Below are 19,329 nucleotides of genomic sequence, written 5' to 3'. Positions count from 1 at the left end.
TTCGTTCTTGCGATGATCGGTCGGTGACCACGACGCATCAGCCCCCGTACCCGCCTCCCGAGCCTCCGCGCCGCCCTGGCTCCGGAAACGGCCCCGCAGGCGGCAACGGGCGTGCGGGCGAGCCCGGTTCCGGGGGCTGGGACGCTTTCGGGCACGGTCGCCCCCCGGGACCCGGCCCCGGGCCCGGACGGGAACAGGGGTCGGGGCAGGTGCCCGGACCCTGGCAGGAGCAGGGACCTGGGCGGGAGCAGGGGCCTGGACGGGGACCTGACGCGTCGCGGGAGCAAGGGCCCAGGCCGGAGCAGGTTTCCGGGCAGGGGCGCCCGTCCGGGCAGGAGCAGGGGCCGGGGCATGGTCAGGGGTACCCGCACGCGTACGGAGCGGGAGCCGGTGGTCAAGGGCCCGGGTATGGCTCCGCCCCGCAGCAGGAGGACTTCGGTGGCGGTTCCGGTCATGACGACGGCCAACGCCATAGCCACGGTCCGCATGATGTTCACGGGCACGGTTCCCATGGCGGGTACGGCCAAGGGCACGGATCCGGCGACGGCCCCGATCTCGGAGGCGGAGGCGGAGGCGGCGGTGGCGGTGGTCACTCGCACGGCCACAGTCACAGCCACGGCCCGGCTACTCCCGTCTCCAAGCATCTGCGAAAGGTCATCGCGGCGATCCTGATCCCCTTCGCCGGGGCCGTCGTCATCGGGCTCGCCGTGCTCTGGCCGGGGGGCGCGCCGGCGCACGAACGCACCGGGGTCGGTTTCGACCGGCAGACCCAGCAGGCCACGGTCACCAAGGTCGTGAGCGTCAGCTGCAAGTCGGTGAACGCCGGAGGGGAGACCCCGACCGGGGACACCTCGACCGCCGAGGGCTCCTCGGCCCAGCAGCAGGCGAACGGCACCTGCAAGAAGGCGACGATCCGGGTCGACACCGGCGACGACAAGGGCCGCACCTTCACGGAGATCGTCCAGCCCGACCAGTCACGACAGCTGCACGAGGGCGAGAAGGTCGTGGTCGCGTACGAGCCCTCGGCGCCCAGGGACCTCCAGTACTCGGTCACCGACGTCAACCGCAGGTTCCCGATGGGGCTGCTCGCCGGCATCTTCGCACTGGCCGTCGTGATCGTCGGGCGGCTGCGCGGAGTCATGGCGCTGGTCGCGCTGGCCGTCAGCTTCCTGTTGCTGAACTTCTTCGTCCTGCCCGCGATCCTGCAGGGCTCGAACCCGCTGCTCGTGGCGGTGGTCGGGTCCAGCGCCATCATGCTGATCGCCCTCTACATGTGCCACGGCCTGTCTGCCCGGACCTCAGTGGCCGTACTGGGCACGCTGATCTCCCTGCTGCTGATCGGCGTCCTGGGCTCGCAGTTCATCGGGTGGGCCGCGCTGACGGGCAACACGGACGACAACACCGGCCTGATCCACGGGCTGTATCCGTCGATCGACATGAGCGGTCTGCTGCTCGCCGGCGTCATCATCGGCTCGCTCGGTGTCCTCGACGACGTGACGGTCACACAGACGTCGGCGGTGTGGGAGCTGCACGAGGCCAACCCGACCATGGGCTGGCGGGGGCTGTACCGCGCCGGTATCCGTATCGGCCGCGACCACATCGCCTCCGTCGTCAACACGCTCGTGCTCGCCTACGCGGGTGCCGCGCTGCCCCTGCTGCTGCTCTTCTCGATCGCCCAGTCCAGCGTGGGCACGGTCGCCAACAGCGAATTGGTGGCGGAGGAGATCGTGCGCACCCTGGTCGGCTCGATCGGCCTGGTCGCCTCGGTACCGGTCACCACGGCCCTCGCGGCCCTGGTGGTCTCGGCCGACCGGCCGGGGACGGAGACGGTGGGGGCGGGGGCAGGGGCACCTGCGGCCGCACCGGCGACTCCGGCGACAAGCGTGAGCGCGGGAACGGCCGACAGCCGCCCGACCCCGGCCCGGGGCGGAAAGGGCCGCCGCCGCAGGCGCTGACACGTCCTCCCGACCAGATACAGCGTGCTGAGCCGGGGCTCCCGGGTCCCGTCGGCAGGCGTGCCGCTTCACGCCGTACCGCCGCAGCGTCGGCGTACTCGCCGATGGCACGCCTCCTCGCCCCAGGGCACGCACCTGGTCATCGACGGTCCACGCGGCGGTGACACAGCGCCCGAGGCGTACGGCGGCCCCAAGTCACCGGCCACCATCTCGGCAGAAGCGTTCCTTCGCCCTCCCACCCCAAGACGAAGCGTTCCGCCACCTCACCACCGCCGCGCGTCAGCCCGCGCTCTGCTCCTCCGCCAGGATCCGGTCCAGCGCCTCGTCGAGATGCGCGTCGAAGTCGGCCATCGCGGTCTCCTGCCCCAGCGGCACCAGCTTGTCGGTGCGGTCGAGGAAGGCGATGACCGGCGCCGTCGACGAGCGGAACAACGCCTGGTCACCACCCACCTGAAGCCTGATCAGTACATCGCCCAGCAGGTCGGGACCGGCGGGCGAGACCCGTACGTCGCCCTCCCCGCAGGGCCGCCCCACTCCGTCGATCAGCAGCTCGCGCCCGAAAGCCCAGGTCACCGGGGCGTCGCCCGGCAAATGGAAGGTCAGCCGGACGGCATAGGGATCATCCGTCTCGTAGCGCAGCTCCACCGGGATGCGGAAGGAGAGCTCCTCCGACACCAGAAAGCTCATCATGACCTCTGCCTGTACGGACTCGCGCATCGCCTACCCCGTCATCTGCCTTCGTATGGCCGGGAATGATCCCTCTGACACTGGTGGAATCTTGCTGAACGTGCACGACAGATCACAAGGAGTGAGTTTTCAGATACTGATAGAGATGGCGAGCGAACCCATCAAGCGCCCGATTTCTTCTTGCAATTGCTGGGTGGCGACCAGCAACCGGTCGGCCTGATGGGCGGGCAGGGAGATGGCCATCGTTGCCGCGGCGTTACCCAACGTGATCGGAATCGCCGCGCACACCGTCCCCAGCGCGTACTCCTGACGTTCGATCACCGGCTCCATCCGCCCGGTCCGTTCGAGCCGTCGCAGCAGGCTGTGGTGGTCGCGCACGGTGTACGGGGTGATGGACCGGACGGGATAGCGGTCGAGGTGGTCACGTCGGGCCTCCTCGTCGAGCTGGGCCAGCAGGCACTGCCCGATCGCGTGCGCGTGCCCGGTCTCGCGGAAGTCGGCCCATTCCTCGACCGCCGGATTGCCCGGGGTGTCGGAGACGCAGAGAACCTCGATCTCGCCGTCCCGGTACTGCGCGTAGTAGACCGGCACTCCGATCAGATCGCGCCAGTGCGCGAGTGCCTCGACGACGGTGCTGCGACGTTTCTGCTGGGCACCGCTGCTGCTCAGCCGCTCGGCCGCCTCGCCCAGGAAGAACAGGCCCTTGTCGCGGCGCAGATAGCCCTCGTGCACGAGGGTGCGCAACAGGTGGTACGCCGTGGGGAGCGCCAGCCCCGTCTCGCGGGCGAGCTGTTTGGCGGGGGCTCCGTGTTCGTGCTCCGCGACGGATTCCAGCAGTCGCATCGCCCGCTGGACCGACCCGATGAGGGTCGCGGAGTGGGCCTGTTCGGCCCCTTCGGCGGGGGACGAGGCGCGCCGCTGTACGGGAGCTGACGGCCGTACAGAAGTGGCCGGCCGTACCGGAGTCGCCGACTGAGCCGAGGCAGTCGGCTGGACCGGAGCCGCCGGCTGGTCTGGGGCGGTCGGCGGGGCCGGGGCTGTCGGCCGTACCGGAACCGTTGTCGGCCGGTCGTCGAACTGGGCAGGTGAGGTGGCGAGCTGTGCGGGTGCGGTGTCAACCGTGGCCAAGGGGCACTCCCGGAGCGCGAGGGGGCAGCCCGTGCGGGGGAACACGGGAGGGGGTGTACGCCGCTCGCGGGGGTCGTCCCCGCGTCGAATTCCGGACTTTAACGGTCCGCCACCGCACGTATACGGCCCGCCCGGGAAACTTCCCTCGCCCGAGGGAACAGGCGATTCCCGTTACCGCTCGCCCCGCCCGCTCCGGGCCCTCACCAGTCGCTGCGCGACGAGGAACTCGACATGAACTTCCGTACGACGTAGACCAGTCCGCCGACCAGGGCCACGAAGACCAGCAGCTTGAAGAGCAGGCCGATGACGAAGCCGACGACCGTGGCTATCAGGCCGCCGAACACGACCAGGGCGATGACCGGCACCGCGATCCACTTCACCCACCACGGCATCCCCGCGAAGATCTCTCCCATCGCACTCAACCTCTCTGCAGTCCGGCACCGTCCGGCCCCTCTGGTACCGGATCCACCAATGTCCTGCCCTCGATGCTAGGGCCGGCAGGGGCGCCGGCGGGGGCCTCGCACCCCTTGCCCTCCCCTGACTGATCCCCTAGGGAACCCCGAGGTCCGAGGTCAGCTCTCCGGGGGAGAGAACACCACCATCACCCTGAGGTCCTCGCTGATGTGGTGGAACTTGTGGGCGACGCCGGCCGGGACGTACACCACACTGCCGCGCGCGACCTGCGTGGTCTCCATGCCCACGGTGATCGAGGCCCGGCCGCTGACCACGAAGTAGACCTCGTCCTGGCGGTGCGGCTGCTGCGGGTCCTGCGCACCCGCGTCGAGTGCGTACAGACCGACCGACATGTTCCGCTCCCGCAGGAACTGCAGGTAGGCGCCGTCATGTGCGGCGCGCTCCGCCTCCAGCTCATCCAACCGGAATGCCTTCATCGACTTAGTCCGCCCTCGTCGTACCTGTAACCGATCTCGTCTGCCACGATCAGACACATGAAGAATTTCCTAGTCAAGACGATCGCCAACGCGGGTGCTCTGGCGGTCGCCGTCTGGCTGCTCGACAAGATCACCCTGACCGGTGACAGCACCGGCAAGAAGGTCTGGACGCTGATCCTCGTCGCCCTGGTCTTCGGCCTGGTGAACTGGCTGGTCAAGCCGGTCGTGAAGGTCCTGACCTTCCCTCTGTTCATCCTGACGCTCGGCCTGTTCACGCTGGTCGTCAACGCACTGATGCTGCTGCTGACCTCGTGGCTCTCCGACGTGCTCAACCTGAGCTTCCACGTCGAGGGGTTCTGGACCGCCGTCCTGGGCGGCCTGATCATCTCGATCGTCTCCTGGGCCCTCCACATCGTCCTGCCCGACGAGGACTGAGGAGGCATGACCTACCGAGTCTGTTTCGTCTGCACCGGCAACATCTGCCGTTCCCCGATGGCGGAGTCGGTCTTCCGCGCCCGCGTGGCGGAGGCCGGCCTGGACGACCTGGTCGAGGTCGACAGCGCCGGAACCGGCGGCTGGCACGAGGGCGACGGCGCCGACCCGCGCACCGTGTCCGTCCTGGAGGAGCACGGATACGACGGTGCCCACACGGCCCGCCAGTTCCAGTCGTCCTGGTTCTCCCGCCTCGACCTCGTCATCGCCCTCGACGCCGGCCACCTCAAGACCCTGCGGCTCCTCGCCCCCACCCCGGAGGACGCCGAGAAGGTGCGGCTGCTGCGCTCGTACGATCCCGACGCGGGCGACGACCTCGACGTTCCCGACCCGTACTACGGGGGCCTGGACGGCTTCGAGGAGTGCCTTGAGATGGTGGAGGCGGCGAGCGGGGGTCTGCTCGCCGAGGTGCGCGAGCGGGCGAAGGGACAGGTGGCATGAGCGACAGGGCTGCGGACAGGGGAGAGGGCACCCGCGCGGTGCGTGCCGGACTGCCCGAGGCGGTCAAGAACGAACCGACCCTGCCCGGTCCGGCCTTCGCCGCCCACTTCCACCTGCCGGGGGAGGTCGACGGCCCGTACACCTACGGCCGCGACACGAACCCGAGCTGGAGCCTGCTGGAGCGCGCCATCGGCGAGCTGGAGGCACCCGGGCAGGACGGCGTGGAGACGCTGGTCTTCGCCTCGGGCATGGCCGCCATCTCCGCCGTCCTCTTCTCCCAGCTGCGCGCCGGGGACACGGTCGTGCTGCCGAGCGACGGCTACCAGGTGCTGCCCCTCGTCCGCGCGCAACTGGAGGCGTACGGCATCGAGGTGCGCACCGCCCCGACCGGCGGCGACGCCCAGCTGGACGTCCTCGACGGCGCACGGCTGCTGTGGATCGAGAGCCCGTCCAACCCCGGGCTCGACGTGTGCGACATCCGGCGGCTCGTCGAGGCGGCACACGCGCGTGGAGCCCTTGTCGCCGTGGACAACACACTCGCCACACCCCTCGGACAGCGCCCGCTGGAGCTCGGCGCGGACTTCTCCGTCGCCAGCGGCACCAAGCAGCTCACGGGGCACGGAGACGTCCTGCTGGGGTACGTCACCGGCCGCGAGGGCGAGGCCATGGACGCCGTACGCCGCTGGCGGAAGATCGTCGGGGCGATCGCGGGGCCGATGGAGGCCTGGCTCGCGCACCGTTCGATCGCCACGCTCCAGATGCGGGTCGACCGGCAGAACGCGAGCGCGCTCGTGCTCGCCCGGGCACTGCGGGACCGGCCCGAGGTGACGGGACTGCGCTACCCGGGGCTGCCCGACGATCCCTCGCACAAGATCGCCTCGCAGCAGATGCGCCGCTACGGGTGCGTGGTGTCCTTCACGCTGCCCACGCGCGCGCGTGCCGACCGGTTCCTCGACGCGCTGCGGCTCGTCGACGACGCGACGAGCTTCGGTGGGGTGCGCTCCACCGCCGAGCGGCGTCGGCGCTGGGGCGGGGACGACGTGCCGGAGGGTTTCATCCGCTTCTCGGTCGGTGCCGAGGATCCCGAGGACCTGGTGGCGGATGTGCTGCGGGCGCTGGACGAGTCGGCCGACTGACGGTCTCCACGGCTTCCTCACGGACGTCCGTCCACGTCCGACTACCTACAACGGGCGGTCCGAGCCTCCCCCCTCGTGGCTCGGACCGCCCCGGTTCCGCGCGCGAAGAACCGCGCGAACAAGGCTAGTTGACTCTCTGTCAGTGTCCAATCACAGTAGCGACAGAGACCTATCGACATATTTATAGTTGGGCCCTGCCTCAAGGCCGGGAGAAGGGCAGGGAAGAGGAGGCGTCGCCATGGATCTGGCCTTGCTGCGCACCTTTGTGACGGTGCACCGGGCCGGTTCCTTCACCCGCGCCGCCGCGCTGCTGGGGCTGTCCCAGCCGGCCGTCACCTCGCAGATCCGCACCCTGGAGCGGCAGTTGGGCCGCCCCCTGTTCTTACGGCAGGCCCGCGGCGTGACTCCGACCACCATCGGGGACGAACTGGCCCACAAGGCCGCCCCGCATCTCGACGCCCTGGTGGAGATCACCGAGACCGGTCTCGACGACGAGTCCTCCCTGCGCACCCTCCACCTCGCGGGCCCTCCCGAGTTCACCGCCGAGCGCGCGCTGCCCGCGCTCACCGAGCTGACCGGCGAGGACGGCCAGGGCTTCGCCCTGCGGGCGTCCTTCGGGAACGCCGAGGAGACCCTGGAAGGTCTCGCTGCCGGGCATCACGATCTGGCCATCTGCACGGCCCGTCCGCGAGGCGCGCTGCTCACCGCCAGCACGCTCTGCGACGAGGAGCACGTCCTGGTCGCCGCCCCGGGCTGGGCCGGTCAGCTCGGCTCAGAGGAGGCAGCGGAGAGCGTTCCCGCAGACAAACGGGCGCCCGCCTTCGAGAACATCCCCGTGATCGAGGTGCACGAGTCGCTCCCCTTCGTCTCGCGCTACTGGGCCTCCGTCTTCGACTCCCGCCCGGCCGCCCCGGGCACCGTGGTCGTGCCCGACCTGCGCGCGGTGCTCGCCTGTGCGGTCGCCGGTGCCGGGCTCGCGGTGCTGCCCCGCTATCTGTGTGCGCCCGCCCTGGAGCGCGGTGACGTCGTCGCGCTGCATGAGCCCGCCGTGCCGCCGCTGCGGACGTACTTCCTGGTGGTGCGCACCGGGACCCTGGCCATGCCGCATATCGCGCGGGCGCACGAATGGCTGCTCCGGGCAGCTGCCGACTGGTGCTGACCAGGCATTTCGCGCTGTTCACCCAGTGAGCCCGGCTGGTGACCGGATGCGATGTTTCACGTGGAACCATCCGGGCCACATTCCACCCATGACCGTCCGACCCGTGGTCAAGCGCACCGCACGTGCCGTTCTGCTCGATGGTGACGACCTGATCCTGATCAAGCGCACCAAGCCCGGCATGGATCCCTACTGGCTGACCCCCGGTGGTGGGGTCGAGCCCACAGACACGACCGTCGTCGATGCCCTGCACCGCGAGGTGTATGAGGAACTCGGCGCCAAGATCACCGACGTCGTCCCCTGCTTCGTGGACACCGTCGAACACATCGGCGAGGGCGGCAGTGCGACCGGCGTGAAGGTGCAGCACTTCTTCGTCTGCCACCTGGAGTCGATGGACCCTTCCCTGCGCCACGGGCCCGAAGTGGACGAGCCCATCGGGGAGTACGAGATCGTACGGGTGCCGTTCACCCGGGTCGGGATCGCCTCCGTGCACCTCGTCCCGCTCTCCCTCCGGCACTATCTGGACGGCAACATCGAGGGCGTACGGGCCATGCACGCACCGGACCTGGGCTGACCCCTTTCCGGGTCTCACTGCGCCAGGACGAGTTCCTCCACGGAGTCATGGCGTATGCGTTCGGACGGGATCCCGATGGACCTGAGCGTGTCCACACCGCTGCGGATCATCCCGGGCGGCCCCGAGAGGTAGGCGTCGTACTCGTGCCAGGGGCCGTACTCGCGGACGGCGTCCGGCAGCTGGAGACGGGCCTGCCCGTCGACTATCGCGCGGACCGACAGCCAGGGGTGGGACTGCTGGAGCCTGAGCATCGTGTCGATGTCGTACAGGTCGTGGTCGGTGCGGGCGCCGTAGAACACCGCGACCGACCGCCGTGCGCCGTGTTCGGCCACGTCCTCGACCAGCGCCTTGATCGGGGCTATGCCGGTGCCACCGCCCAGGCACAGCAGTCCGCTGTCGGTGGTGTGGTCCACGGTCATCGATCCGGTCGGCGGACCGAGCCGGACGATGTCGCCGGGCCGTGCGCGGTGCACCAGGGCGCCCGAGACCCAGCCCGCGGGGACGGCCTTCACGTGGAACGACAGCAGACCGTCCGAGCGGGGTGCCGAGGCGAAGGAGTAGTGCCGCCATATGCGCGGCCACCACGGCGTCTCCAGGCTCGTGTACTGGCCGGCGAGGAAGGGATAGGGCTGGTCGGGCCGGACGGTGACCACGGCGACGTCCGGGGTCCTCAGGTCGTGCGCCACGATCTCCGCGAACCACCAGGCCGGGGCGCGCAGTTCGTCCGCGGCCGCCGCGTCGATCATCACCTGCGAGATCGTCGTGTACGCCCGCACCCAGGCCGCTTCCGTCTCCGCGTTCCAGATACCGGGGGCGTACTTGCTCAGCGCGCCGATGAGGCATTCGCCGACGGCCGGGTAGTGCTCGGGGCGGGTGCCGTACTTGCGGTGGCCCCGGCCCAGGTTCTGGAGGTAGTCGACGAGCACCGGGGTGTTGTCGATGTGCTCTGCGGCGGTCAGCAGCGCCTTGAGCAGGCGGTCCCGCTGGGCGTCCATGGCGGCGGGGAACAAGGGGCGCAGATCGGGGTGGCGTACGAAGAGCAGCGCGTAGAAGTACGAGGTGACCTTGTCGGCCACGTCGGTTATCCCGGCCATGGTCCGGCGGATGAGAACGGCGTCCGGGGACGGCGGCTGATCGCTCTGGGGCAAGTGGGCGTAGTGCCGGAAGGAGGGCCTGTGCGTCTGAGCCCCGAGTGCCCGCGCCGGGGCTTGTGTCCCGCCCAACGGCGCCGGGCCGGGCTCGGCCTGCCGGCTCTTCGGGGCTGCTTCGGCGTCCGTCGCGGCCTCCGGTCCCGTCTGTGGAGTGAACCAGCCACTCCCGCCCTCGGAAGTGCCGCTGCCACCCTCGGAAGTGCCGTTGTCGCCCGACATGGCGGTCGGAGCGTCCATGGTGTGCCTCGCCTCGAACATCTTTCGGTCGGTCTGCGCACTTCCTCGTACTCTCACCGCAGCGTCCCACCGCGTACGGATGCGTGGCCTCATAACGACAAATGCGGGTCTTCGATCTCTCCGCCCCGTTAGGCTGCATTGCCCCGCTCTCGGCCACGCGGAGATGCCGCACCCCTGTACGGACAAGAACCGGAGTCGACCCTACCGGTCTTCGCTTCGCACACAAGTCCCCCGTAATTACCGGGCCTTGCGCACCAATTCATAGGCTTCCCACAGATCCATACCGGTGTAAGAGTGGGTCGATATCTCGGACAGATGATGGTCGGCGTTGACCGCCACGGACACCGGCACCGCACCGAACAGGTCCTTGTCGGAGGACGAGTCGCCATACGCAATACAGTCCGCCCGCGTCACCCCGAACTCCGCACACAACCGGTCGGCGATAAGGACTTTGGCCGCGGCGCTGAGCACTCCGGCCGGATCCATGGGTTCGACGAACGGAACGGCCGGAAAGCGGGAGCCGTGTGCGGCATGGGCTCCCCAGCCGGTGAGTCGCTCCACGAAGAAGGACGGGGAGAGCGAGATCACCGCGCAGTAGTCGCCCTGTCCCCTGATTTCCGCCCAGACGTCACGGATACGTGCCAGCCACGGGGCGCTTTCGAAGGCCGCGACCACATGTGCTTCGGTCAGCGCCGCCCACAGTGCGTACACCTGCCGCGCGTACTCGGGCGGGCCGATCAGCCCGGCTCCGATCGCCTGGTCGAGCGCCACTGCCTCGGCTTCGAGTCCGAGCTGCCGTGAGATCTCCACAGGCGCGGTGGTCCCGTGCAGCAACGTGCCGTCGAGGTCGAATAGATGAAGTCTCGCCACAGCCCCGAGGCTAATGGCACATGCGCCCTGGCCCAGCGGCAGTGGCACATGAGTACGGTGAGACGCGAGAACGCAGGTGATCGCAGGATGGTCGTCGTTCTCCGATGTTTCACGTGAAACACCCGGCGTCTGTTCGCATGTGTGCGCTTGGCTACGACATGGCCAAAAGCTCGTACGTCCCCTCGGAAACAGGTGGACGCCGAGTGCGCCCGTCGGACAGCCTGACCTGCGTGCCGACTCCTTCTCTCGCCGCTCTGCCCATCCGCCGTCTGACGCTCCGCGACCTCACCGCCTGCGCCGACCTGTCCCAGGATCGGGGGTGGCCGCGTGAGGAACACAAGTGGGGCTTCCTCCTCACCGCCGGAAAGGGCTATGGCATCGACGACCCCGAGGGAGGTCTCGTCACCGCGTGCGTGGTCACGGAGTACGGCCCGTACGGCCAACCCGACCTGGGGGCGATCGGGATGGTGTTGGTCGCCGAACGACACGCGCGGCAGGGCATCGGACGTCGGCTCATGCAGCACGTCCTCTCCTTGATGGGCACCACTCCGCTGACACTGCACGCGACGCCGTATGGACGTCCGCTGTACGAGGAGTTGGGCTTCAAGGTCGCCGGTCGGGCGGAGATGCTGAGGGGGCACTTCACGCCGGGCGGCCCCGCGCCCGCGGTGAGCACGCGTGCGGCCACGGCCGAGGATCTCGCCGCCATCCTGCAGCTCGACGAGGAGGTACTCGGCACTGATCGCACGCACCTCATCACCCGGTTGCCCGCCTTCGCCGACCAGTTGCACGTCGCCGAGGAGAACGGCCGGATCATCGGATACGCGGCCGCCTGGCCGAACATGGACACCCATGTCGTGGGGCCGCTGGTCGCCCGTGACACCGCCACAGCTCAGGCGCTCCTCGCGTCCCTGGCCGCGGGCACTGATCGTCCCCTGCGCACGGACATCGACGTACGGCACGAAGAGCTGCGGGCGTGGGTCAAGGAGCGGGGTCTGGCTCCCGTCGCCTACAACGCGGTGATGACGTACGGGATCCCGGAGCTGCCGGGCGACTGGAGCCGACGGTTCGCGCCGCTGACCGTGGCGGCGGTCTGAGTCACAGCTGTACGACGGCGCCGGTCCCGAGTCGGGGAACCGGCGCCGTCGTCTGTGGCCTGCCAGGCAGCTCAGTGATGCACGGCGGTGCGCTGTCCAGCGGGCGTCGCACCCGCCACCACAGCGCTGGGAGCACTCTCCCTGCGCTCCAGCGCGGCCGAAAGGAACGCGAGCAGCAGGGCTGCCGCGGCCAGGGCGGCGCCCACCCAGTTGGGGGCGGTGTAGCCGAACCCGGCCGCGATGACCAGTCCGCCGAGCCACGCGGAGAGGGCGTTGCCGAGGTTGAAGGCGCCGATGTTGACGGCCGAGGCGAGCGTGGGGGCGGCGTGCGCCTGGTCGAGGACCCGCTTCTGCAGCGGGGGCACAGCGGCGAAGCCGAGGGCCCCGATGAACGCGATGGTGATGCCGGCCAGGACCTTGTGGTGCGCGGTGAACGTGAAGAGCGCGAGCACGACGGCCAGGGCGCCCAGGGAGACGTACAGCAGGGGCATCAGCGCACGGTCGGCGTACCTGCCGCCGACGAGGTTGCCGCCGACCATGCCGAGCCCGAAGAGGACCAGCAGCCAGGTGACCGAGCCGTCGGCGAATCCGGCGACGTGGGTCATCATCGGCGCGATGTAGGTGATGGCGGCGAAGACACCGCCGAAGCCGAGAACGGTCATCGCCATGGCGAGCAGGACCTGGACGTTCTTGAAGGCGGCCAGTTCGTGGCGCAGGCGCACACCCTCCGGCCGGGGCATGTCGGGGACGAGCCTGACGATGCCCAGAAGGCCGACCACGCCGAGGGCCGCGACGATCGTGAAGGTGAGGCGCCAGCCGGCGGTCTGGCCGATCAGCGTGCCCAGCGGGACACCGACGACGTTGGCGACGGTCAGGCCGGTGAACATCATCGAGATGGCTCCGGCCTTCTTGTCCGGGGCGACGAGGTCGGCGGCGACGACCGAGCCGATGCCGAAGAAGGCTCCGTGGGCGAGGGAGGCGACGACACGGCCGATCAGCATGACGCTGAAGGCGGGGGCGAGGGCGGAGAACAGGTTGCCGACGATGAAGAGCCCCATCAGCAGCATCAGCATCCGCTTGCGGGAGACCCGGGTGCCCAGCGCGGTCATCACCGGGGCGCCGAGCATGACGCCGAGCGCGTAGCCGGTGACCAGGAACCCGGCGGTGGGGATGGAGACCCCGAAGTCGTCCGCGACCTCGGGCAGCAGGCCCATGATCACGAACTCGGTCGTGCCGATTCCGAAGGCCCCGATGGCGAGAGCCAGAAGCGCGAGCGGCATGGGGGGTGACACCTTCCCAGACGATTGCAGGAGCATGTTGCGCTCATACACAATAATTGCACACGCGCTATATATGCAAACGATGGCTACTCTGTCGGCTCCTGCTTCGCCCCCGCATAGGCTGCGACCATGGAAGATCTGGAAATTCGGCCCGCGGCAACGGACGACGTCCCCGCGATCGTGGCGATGCTCGCCGACGACCCCCTCGGCGCCGAGCGCGAGTCACCGGGCGACCTGACCCCCTACCTGGCCGCGCTGGAGCGCCTCACCTCGGACCCGAACCAGCATCTGGTCGTCGCCGTGCGAGAGGGCCGCGTGGTCGGCACGCTCCAGCTCACGGTCGTCCCAGGGCTGTCCCGGCGCGGTGCCACCAGGTCGATCATCGAGGGGGTACGCATCCACACCGACGAACGCGGCAGCGGTCTGGGGACCCGGCTCATCGAATGGGCGATCGAGGAATCCCGGAACCAACACTGCCAACTGGTGCAGTTGACGTCCGACAACACCCGCACGGACGCCCACCGCTTCTACGAACGGCTCGGCTTCACGGCCTCGCACGTGGGGTTCAAGCTCGCCCTGTAGGCCCCCGGGCAACTATCCGATGCCCCGCCACCCCTGCGGGTCCACTCCTCCCGGCACGGAGGCCTCCTCGTCGTACGGCTGCCGGGTGAACACGAAGGAACCGAGGTCGAGGTGGTCCACGGCCCCGTCCGGCCGTCGTACGGCTTTCAGGAGCTCTCCCTGGAAGTAGCCCTCCAGTCCCGTCCAGGTGCCGTCACCGTTGGCCCGGAACCGCGAACGACGGCCGGTACCCGCCAGGGGCTCCAGCGAGGCGAGTCCGTCCGCCGTCAGCCGCAGGGCGAACCCGTGTGTTCCCCAGTACCATTGCCCCGCCAACTCCAGCGCGGGCGAGTCGGCCTCGCGCATCGGACGCCACGGCTCGGGGATCCTGGGCTCGGCCTCGGCGACGATCCGTACGAGGTCGGCACCGACCACGGACAGCAGTGGGCCGGAGGTGCAGTTGGCGAGCACCACTGCGGCGACGTCGTCCGCCACCCCGATCGTCAGGTTCGCCAGGAAGCCCGGCAGCGAGCCCGAATGGCCCACCAGCAACCGGCCCTCCCGGTGCTGGACCTGCAACCCGAGCCCGTACGAGGCCCCGTCGGCGAGATCCCCGGTCCCCGCCGGAGCCGCGGGCGTACGCATCTCCCGCACGGTCTCCGCGCTCAGCACCCGGTCGTCACCGTTCGCCAGGAAGACCGCGAAGCGGGCCAGGTCGGCCGTGGTGGACCAGAGTTGACCCGCGGGAGCCATCCGCCCGAGATCCTCGGCGGGTTCCGGCAGCATCACATCCGCCCACGGATGTACGGCCCAACCGCCGGCGTGCGGCGCTTCGGGATCAACGCTCGTGCGCTGGAGCCCCAGAGGCACGAGCACTTCACGGCGCAGGACCTCCTCCCAGGGAGCCCCGCGCAGCTTCTCGACGAGCGCCCCCAGCAGGGTGTAGCCCGGGTTCGAATAGTGGAAGCGGCGCCCCACCGGATGCAGGAAGGGCTGCTCGCCCAGCACGTCGGCGAGTTCCGGACGCAGTGAGCCGGAGGTGCGTTCCCACCAGGGCGCGGGAGACTCGGCCGCCAGTCCACTGGTGTGGGCGAGCAGTTCGGCAACCGTGGCCTCCCCCGCCCCGGTGCCGGGCAGATGCTTCTCGAGCGGGTCACCGAGGTCGAGCAGCCCCTCGTCACGCAGCCGCAGGACGAGGACGGCGGTGAAGGTCTTCGTGATCGACCCGATGCGGTACTGCACGTTCTCGTCCGGGCCGTGCCCGTCCACCGAGGTACGCGACCCGTGCCACACGGTCTGTCCGCCCCGCACGACCGCCGCGACCAGCGACGGCGCCCGCCCCTCGGCCTGGGCCACGGCGATCCGATGCAGCAGCGCCCTGCGGGTGCCGGGAAGCAGCTCTACTTGAGATGACGTCATGCCCCCAGTCCATCCCGCGGGGGCCTCGGCCGTCGACTTGATTCAGCGCGGGGCGTACGGGCCTCGATCACCTTCTCGGACTCGTCAGGTCTGTGCCATGTCCACGAAGCGGGAGTAGTGGCCCTGGAAGGCGACCGTGATCGTCGCCGTCGGGCCGTTACGGTGCTTGCCGACGATGATGTCCGCCTCGCCCGCGCGCGGTGACTCCTTCTCGTAGGCGTCCTCGCGGTGCAGCAGGATCACCATGTCCGCGTCCTGCTCGATGGAGCCGGACTCACGCAGGTCGGACACCATCGGCTTCTTGTCCGTGCGCTGCTCGGGTCCACGGTTGAGCTGGGAGAGCGCGATCACCGGCACCTCGAGCTCCTTGGCCAGGAGCTTGAGGTTACGGGACATGTCCGAGACCTCCTGCTGGCGGCTTTCCTGGCGCTTGGAGCCACCGGCCTGCATCAGCTGGAGGTAGTCGATGATCACAAGCTTGATGTCATTGCGCTGCTTCAGGCGCCGGCACTTCGCCCGGATCTCCATCATCGACAGGTTCGGGGAGTCGTCGATGTAGAGCGGCGCGGAGGACACCTCGGGCATCCGACGGGCCAGACGCGTCCAGTCCTCGTCGGTCATGGTGCCCGAACGCATGTGGTGCAGGGCCACTCTCGCCTCGGCCGACAGCAGCCGCATCGCGATCTCGTTGCGCCCCATTTCGAGGGAGAAGATGACGCTGGCCAGGTTGTTCTTGATGGAGGCCGCACGGGCGAAGTCCAGCGCCAGGGTGGACTTTCCCATCGCGGGACGGGCCGCGATGACGATCATCTGGCCCGGGTGCAGGCCGTTGGTGAGCGAGTCGAGGTCCGTGAACCCGGTGGGCACACCGGTCATCTCTCCGCTGCGCGAGCCGATCGCCTCGATCTCGTCGAGCGCGCCCTCCATGATGTCGCCGAGCGGCAGGTAGTCCTCGCTGGTGCGCTGCTCGGTGACCGCGTAGATCTCGGCCTGGGCCCGGTTGACGATCTCGTCTACGTCGTCGTCGGCCGCGTATCCCATCTGCGTGATGCGTGTACCGGCCTCGACCAGGCGGCGCAGCACAGCGCGCTCATGGACGATCTCGGCGTAGTACTCGGCGTTGGCCGCCGTCGGGACGGTCTGGACCAGGGTGTGCAGATACGATGCGCCACCCACCTTGTTGATCTCGCCGCGCTTGGTGAGCTCGGCGGCGATCGTGATGGGGTCGGCCGGCTCGCCCCTGGCGTAGACGTCCAGGATCGACTGGAAGATGGTCTCGTGGGCGGGCTTGTAGAAGTCATGGCCCTTGATGACCTCGACGACGTCCGCGATGGCGTCCTTGGACAGCAACATGCCGCCGAGGACGGACTGTTCGGCGTCCAGGTCCTGGGGCGGGACCCGCTCGAAGGCCGTGCCTCCGCCGTCCCACTCGCTGTCCCTGCCGCGGTCGTGCTGTTCGTCGCGCCCCCGGCCCCCGTCGCCACGGCGGCGCGAGGACGGCAGACGATCACTGGGCCCGCTGTCGGCCCACGGGTCGTCCAAGGGCTCGGAAATACTCACCGAGCCACCTCCTCCCGTCCGCCGAGCGGACCCTCGCCGTGCTTCTCATTTCTACGGCACGGCACTGACAAATGAGATGCCCAACTCCGGTTCTGGCGCGTCGGGTTTGTGATGATTTCCGGGCCGACAGACGGAGCGGGCGCCGGACCACCGTAGGCCCGCGGGCACCGTCAGCCAATCTGGTTATCCACAGGCCATGTGGACGACGGCCCGGATGCTGTGGAGAACTCCGCAAAACCTGTGCACGACCCGGTGGACAGGCCTGTGAACAAGCTCCTCCCCCTTCCCGAGGATCCCTTCTGACCTGCACATTCGCCGTCCACCGGCTGTGCAGAAGAAAAACTTCCCCGGTCGGCTCAAGATCAGTTCGAACTGTTCACAGTGCCGCACACCGCGCGAACGCGAGTAATGGTCTAATGAGCATTGCATCTATTACCTGTGGACGATTAGATTGGTGCACATGACACAGGCGTCCGCGACCCCCAAGGCCACTCGTCGACAGCACGACCGTGAGATCGTCGCACTCGCCGTTCCGGCCTTCGGCGCGCTCGTCGCCGAACCCCTCTTCGTGATGGCCGACAGCGCGATCGTCGGCCATCTGGGGACCGCGCAACTCGCCGGCCTGGGCATCGCCTCGGCCCTCCTCATGACGGCCGTCAGCGTCTTCGTCTTCCTCGCCTACGCCACCACGGCCGCCGTCGCCCGGCGCGTCGGAGCGGGGGACCTCCAGGCCGCCATCCGCCAGGGCATGGACGGCATTTGGCTCGCGCTGCTGCTCGGTGCCGCTGTCATCGCGGTCGTCCTTCCCACCGCACCGTCGATCGTGGAACTCTTCGGCGCATCCGACACCGCGGCTCCCTACGCCACCACCTATCTGCGGATCTCGGCACTCGGCATCCCCGCCATGCTGGTGGTGCTCGCCTCGACCGGAGTGCTTCGCGGACTGCAGGACACCAAGACCCCTCTCTATGTGGCGGTCGCGGGTTTCGTCGCCAACGCCGTCCTCAACGCGGGCCTTGTCTACGGCGCCGATCTCGGCATCGCGGGCTCCGCCTGGGGCACGGTCATCGCCCAGTGCGGCATGGCGGCCGCCTATCTCGTGGTCGTCGTCCGCGGCGCTCGCAGGCACGGAGCCTCCCTGCGTCCCGACGCCGCCGGTATCCGGGCCTCCGCGCAGGCCGGCGTCCCCTTGCTGGTCCGCACGCTCTCCCTGAGAGCGATCCTGATGATCGCCACAGCTGTAGCGGCCCGCTTGGGTGACGCCGACATCGCCGCCCACCAGATCATCCTGTCCCTGTGGAGCCTGCTCGCGTTCGCCCTGGACGCCATCGCCATTGCCGGACAGGCCATCATCGGCCGCTATTTGGGCGCCGGTGACACGGACGGCGCCCGCCAGGCATGCCGTCGGATGGTGGAGTGGGGCATCACGGTAGGTGTCGCCCTCGGGGTACTGGTCGTGCTCGCCCGGCCTTTGCTCTTGCCCTTGTTCACCGGTGACGGCACGGTCAAGGACGCCGCCCTGCCCGCACTGGTGATCGTGGCTCTCTCCCAGCCGATCTGCGGTGTGGTCTTCGTGCTGGACGGGGTGTTGATGGGCGCGGGCGACGGACCGTACCTCGCCTGGGCCATGGTGGTCACTCTCGCCGTGTTCACCCCGGTCGCTCTGCTCGTCCCGGTGCTGGGCGGCGGCCTCACGGCCGTGTGGGCGGCGATGACGCTGATGATGGCAGTCCGCATGCTGACGCTCTGGTGGCGAACCCGCTCAGGGCGCTGGATCGTCACGGGCGCAACTCGCTGACCGTTTCACGTGAAACATCGCGGCCCGTCACGTTTCACGTGAAACACCGCATGTTCCACAGTCGGTTCGGGCGGGCGAAGGGCCACCCCGAGCGTGCGAAAGGGGCCGCACCGGTGAAGGTGCAGCCCCTTTCCAACTGCTCTAGCCAAACGCAGCGATCAGGCCGCGACGACCTCGATGTTGACCTTGGCGGCAACCTCGGGGTGCAGACGCACGGACGTCTCGTGGGCGCCCAGGGTCTTGATCGGCGAGCCCAGCTCGATGCGGCGCTTGTCGACCTCGGGGCCACCGGAAGCCTTGATCGCGGAAGCGATGTCGGCCGGGGTGACGGAACCGAAGAGACGACCGGCGTCGCCGGAGCGGACGGCCAGGCGGACCTTGACACCCTCGAGCTGGGCCTTCACCTGGTTGGCCTGCTCGATGGTCTGGATCTCGTGGATCTTGCGAGCACGACGGATCTGCTCGACGTCCTTCTCGCCGCCCTTGGTCCAGCGGATCGCGAAGTTCCGCGGGATCAGGTAGTTGCGAGCGTAACCGTCCTTGACGTCGACGACGTCGCCCGCGGCACCGAGGCCGGAGACCTCGTGGGTGAGGATGATCTTCATGTGTCGGTCACCCTTCCCTTATCGCGCGGTGGACGTGTAGGGCAGCAGCGCCATCTCACGGCTGTTCTTGACGGCCGTGGCGACGTCACGCTGGTGCTGCGTGCAGTTGCCGGTCACGCGGCGGGCACGGATCTTGCCGCGGTCGGAAATGAACTTCCGCAGCATGTTCGTGTCCTTGTAGTCCACGTACGTGACCTTGTCCTTGCAGAAAGCGCAGACCTTCTTCTTAGGCTTGCGCACAGGCGGCTTCGCCATGGTGTTTCTCCTGTGTGATCAAGAAGTGTGGGTACGA

At 69.0% G+C, this 19,329-nt stretch carries 20 protein-coding genes; 9 read left to right on the top strand and 11 right to left on the bottom strand.

Features of this window, described 5'->3' with window-relative positions; all coding sequences use genetic code 11:
* Positions 1-209 precede the first annotated feature (209 nt).
* On the top strand, positions 210-1,955 hold the full coding sequence (locus OHN19_RS21630; RefSeq protein WP_419249532.1) for a YibE/F family protein: 1,746 nt from the start codon (positions 210-212) through the stop codon (positions 1,953-1,955).
* Between the two features lie 279 nt (positions 1,956-2,234).
* On the opposite strand, the gene OHN19_RS21625 is transcribed toward OHN19_RS21630, so the two are convergent.
* From OHN19_RS21625 to OHN19_RS21610, 4 genes are all read right to left on the bottom strand, one after another.
* Positions 2,235-2,672 carry an SsgA family sporulation/cell division regulator gene (locus OHN19_RS21625; RefSeq protein ID WP_330265768.1) on the bottom strand — a complete coding sequence of 146 codons (438 nt, stop codon included), beginning with the start codon at positions 2,670-2,672 and terminating at the stop codon, positions 2,235-2,237.
* A gap of 99 nt (positions 2,673-2,771) precedes the next feature.
* A complete protein-coding gene (locus tag OHN19_RS21620) occupies positions 2,772-3,506 on the bottom strand; it encodes an IclR family transcriptional regulator (protein ID WP_330269671.1) in 735 nt (244 codons plus the stop codon).
* Between the two features lie 464 nt (positions 3,507-3,970).
* On the bottom strand, positions 3,971-4,183 hold the full coding sequence (locus OHN19_RS21615) for a DUF5326 family protein (RefSeq protein ID WP_020119530.1): 213 nt from the start codon (positions 4,181-4,183) through the stop codon (positions 3,971-3,973).
* Positions 4,184-4,342: 159 nt separating this feature from the next.
* The gene (locus OHN19_RS21610) at positions 4,343-4,660 is read right to left on the bottom strand and encodes a cupin domain-containing protein (RefSeq protein WP_330265767.1); all 318 of its coding nucleotides are present in this window, start codon (positions 4,658-4,660) and stop codon (positions 4,343-4,345) included.
* 57 nt (positions 4,661-4,717) lie between these two features.
* Here OHN19_RS21610 and OHN19_RS21605 point away from each other — a divergent pair, with 57 nt between their 5' ends.
* From OHN19_RS21605 to OHN19_RS21585, 5 genes are all read left to right on the top strand, one after another.
* Positions 4,718-5,095 (top strand): phage holin family protein, encoded by a 378-nt coding sequence (locus OHN19_RS21605; RefSeq protein ID WP_330265766.1) that lies wholly within the window; start codon positions 4,718-4,720, stop codon positions 5,093-5,095.
* 6 nt (positions 5,096-5,101) lie between these two features.
* Complete coding sequence (locus OHN19_RS21600; RefSeq protein ID WP_330265765.1) at positions 5,102-5,593, top strand: low molecular weight protein-tyrosine-phosphatase; 492 nt, start codon at positions 5,102-5,104, stop codon at positions 5,591-5,593.
* Positions 5,590-6,729: a cystathionine gamma-lyase gene (locus OHN19_RS21595; protein ID WP_330265764.1), complete on the top strand. Its 1,140-nt coding sequence runs from the start codon at positions 5,590-5,592 to the stop codon at positions 6,727-6,729. The genes OHN19_RS21600 and OHN19_RS21595 overlap by 4 nt, the downstream gene beginning before the upstream one ends.
* Positions 6,730-6,967: 238 nt before the next feature.
* Entirely contained in the window at positions 6,968-7,888 is a 921-nt protein-coding gene (locus OHN19_RS21590; protein WP_330265763.1) for a LysR family transcriptional regulator, read from the top strand.
* An 88-nt stretch (positions 7,889-7,976) separates the two neighbouring features.
* On the top strand, positions 7,977-8,459 hold the full coding sequence (locus tag OHN19_RS21585; protein ID WP_330265762.1) for an NUDIX hydrolase: 483 nt from the start codon (positions 7,977-7,979) through the stop codon (positions 8,457-8,459).
* Between the two features lie 14 nt (positions 8,460-8,473).
* Here the strand turns inward: OHN19_RS21585 and OHN19_RS21580 are convergent, their stop codons facing one another.
* Together OHN19_RS21580 and OHN19_RS21575 are read right to left on the bottom strand one after the other, a co-directional pair.
* Positions 8,474-9,868, bottom strand: a complete 1,395-nt coding sequence (locus OHN19_RS21580; RefSeq protein WP_330265761.1) for a globin domain-containing protein — start codon at positions 9,866-9,868, stop codon at positions 8,474-8,476.
* Between the two features lie 216 nt (positions 9,869-10,084).
* Positions 10,085-10,717: an HAD family hydrolase gene (locus OHN19_RS21575; RefSeq protein WP_330265760.1), complete on the bottom strand. Its 633-nt coding sequence runs from the start codon at positions 10,715-10,717 to the stop codon at positions 10,085-10,087.
* A 230-nt stretch (positions 10,718-10,947) separates the two neighbouring features.
* Between OHN19_RS21575 and OHN19_RS21570 the strand changes: the two genes are divergently transcribed.
* Positions 10,948-11,814, top strand: a complete 867-nt coding sequence (locus tag OHN19_RS21570; RefSeq protein ID WP_330265759.1) for a GNAT family N-acetyltransferase — start codon at positions 10,948-10,950, stop codon at positions 11,812-11,814.
* A 71-nt stretch (positions 11,815-11,885) separates the two neighbouring features.
* Here OHN19_RS21570 and OHN19_RS21565 read toward each other — a convergent pair whose 3' ends face one another.
* The gene (locus OHN19_RS21565) at positions 11,886-13,094 is read right to left on the bottom strand and encodes an MFS transporter (RefSeq protein WP_330265758.1); all 1,209 of its coding nucleotides are present in this window, start codon (positions 13,092-13,094) and stop codon (positions 11,886-11,888) included.
* Positions 13,095-13,223: 129 nt separating this feature from the next.
* On the opposite strand from OHN19_RS21565, the gene OHN19_RS21560 reads away from it, so the two are divergent.
* Positions 13,224-13,676 (top strand): GNAT family N-acetyltransferase, encoded by a 453-nt coding sequence (locus OHN19_RS21560; RefSeq protein WP_330265757.1) that lies wholly within the window; start codon positions 13,224-13,226, stop codon positions 13,674-13,676.
* 12 nt (positions 13,677-13,688) lie between these two features.
* Here OHN19_RS21560 and OHN19_RS21555 read toward each other — a convergent pair whose 3' ends face one another.
* Both OHN19_RS21555 and dnaB read right to left on the bottom strand, forming a co-directional pair.
* Positions 13,689-15,074 (bottom strand): serine hydrolase domain-containing protein, encoded by a 1,386-nt coding sequence (locus OHN19_RS21555; protein ID WP_330265756.1) that lies wholly within the window; start codon positions 15,072-15,074, stop codon positions 13,689-13,691.
* Between the two features lie 84 nt (positions 15,075-15,158).
* On the bottom strand, positions 15,159-16,634 hold the full coding sequence (dnaB, locus tag OHN19_RS21550) for a replicative DNA helicase (protein WP_330265755.1): 1,476 nt from the start codon (positions 16,632-16,634) through the stop codon (positions 15,159-15,161).
* Positions 16,635-17,094: 460 nt separating this feature from the next.
* Here dnaB and OHN19_RS21545 point away from each other — a divergent pair, with 460 nt between their 5' ends.
* The gene (locus OHN19_RS21545) at positions 17,095-18,432 is read left to right on the top strand and encodes an MATE family efflux transporter (RefSeq protein ID WP_330265754.1); all 1,338 of its coding nucleotides are present in this window, start codon (positions 17,095-17,097) and stop codon (positions 18,430-18,432) included.
* A 158-nt stretch (positions 18,433-18,590) separates the two neighbouring features.
* Here OHN19_RS21545 and rplI read toward each other — a convergent pair whose 3' ends face one another.
* Positions 18,591-19,037: a 50S ribosomal protein L9 gene (gene rplI, locus OHN19_RS21540; RefSeq protein ID WP_020134131.1), complete on the bottom strand. Its 447-nt coding sequence runs from the start codon at positions 19,035-19,037 to the stop codon at positions 18,591-18,593.
* Between the two features lie 18 nt (positions 19,038-19,055).
* Complete coding sequence (gene rpsR / locus OHN19_RS21535) at positions 19,056-19,292, bottom strand: 30S ribosomal protein S18 (protein ID WP_003949403.1); 237 nt, start codon at positions 19,290-19,292, stop codon at positions 19,056-19,058.
* Between the last annotated feature and the right edge of the window lie 37 nt (positions 19,293-19,329).

The sequence above is a fragment of the Streptomyces griseorubiginosus genome (assembly GCF_036345115.1).
Lineage (GTDB): Bacteria > Actinomycetota > Actinomycetes > Streptomycetales > Streptomycetaceae > Streptomyces > Streptomyces griseorubiginosus_C.
Note: the sequence above shows the minus strand (reverse complement) of the source record. Positions and strands in the feature narration are given on the sequence as shown.

What these genes read in the sequence shown, in the direction of transcription:
- OHN19_RS21625 (WP_330265768.1), bottom strand. Translation starts at nt 2,672, where the DNA reads ATGCGCGAGTCCGTACAGGCAGAGGTCATGATGAGCTTTCTGGTGTCG.
- OHN19_RS21600 (WP_330265765.1), top strand. Translation starts at nt 5,102, where the DNA reads ATGACCTACCGAGTCTGTTTCGTCTGCACCGGCAACATCTGCCGTTCC.
- rplI (WP_020134131.1), bottom strand. Translation starts at nt 19,037, where the DNA reads ATGAAGATCATCCTCACCCACGAGGTCTCCGGCCTCGGTGCCGCGGGC.
- OHN19_RS21615 (WP_020119530.1), bottom strand. Translation starts at nt 4,183, where the DNA reads ATGGGAGAGATCTTCGCGGGGATGCCGTGGTGGGTGAAGTGGATCGCG.
- OHN19_RS21580 (WP_330265761.1), bottom strand. Translation starts at nt 9,868, where the DNA reads ATGTTCGAGGCGAGGCACACCATGGACGCTCCGACCGCCATGTCGGGC.
- OHN19_RS21565 (WP_330265758.1), bottom strand. Translation starts at nt 13,094, where the DNA reads ATGCCGCTCGCGCTTCTGGCTCTCGCCATCGGGGCCTTCGGAATCGGC.
- OHN19_RS21610 (WP_330265767.1), bottom strand. Translation starts at nt 4,660, where the DNA reads ATGAAGGCATTCCGGTTGGATGAGCTGGAGGCGGAGCGCGCCGCACAT.
- rpsR (WP_003949403.1), bottom strand. Translation starts at nt 19,292, where the DNA reads ATGGCGAAGCCGCCTGTGCGCAAGCCTAAGAAGAAGGTCTGCGCTTTC.
- OHN19_RS21545 (WP_330265754.1), top strand. Translation starts at nt 17,095, where the DNA reads ATGACACAGGCGTCCGCGACCCCCAAGGCCACTCGTCGACAGCACGAC.
- OHN19_RS21555 (WP_330265756.1), bottom strand. Translation starts at nt 15,074, where the DNA reads ATGACGTCATCTCAAGTAGAGCTGCTTCCCGGCACCCGCAGGGCGCTG.
- OHN19_RS21605 (WP_330265766.1), top strand. Translation starts at nt 4,718, where the DNA reads ATGAAGAATTTCCTAGTCAAGACGATCGCCAACGCGGGTGCTCTGGCG.
- OHN19_RS21590 (WP_330265763.1), top strand. Translation starts at nt 6,968, where the DNA reads ATGGATCTGGCCTTGCTGCGCACCTTTGTGACGGTGCACCGGGCCGGT.
- OHN19_RS21560 (WP_330265757.1), top strand. Translation starts at nt 13,224, where the DNA reads ATGGAAGATCTGGAAATTCGGCCCGCGGCAACGGACGACGTCCCCGCG.
- OHN19_RS21585 (WP_330265762.1), top strand. Translation starts at nt 7,977, where the DNA reads ATGACCGTCCGACCCGTGGTCAAGCGCACCGCACGTGCCGTTCTGCTC.
- OHN19_RS21595 (WP_330265764.1), top strand. Translation starts at nt 5,590, where the DNA reads ATGAGCGACAGGGCTGCGGACAGGGGAGAGGGCACCCGCGCGGTGCGT.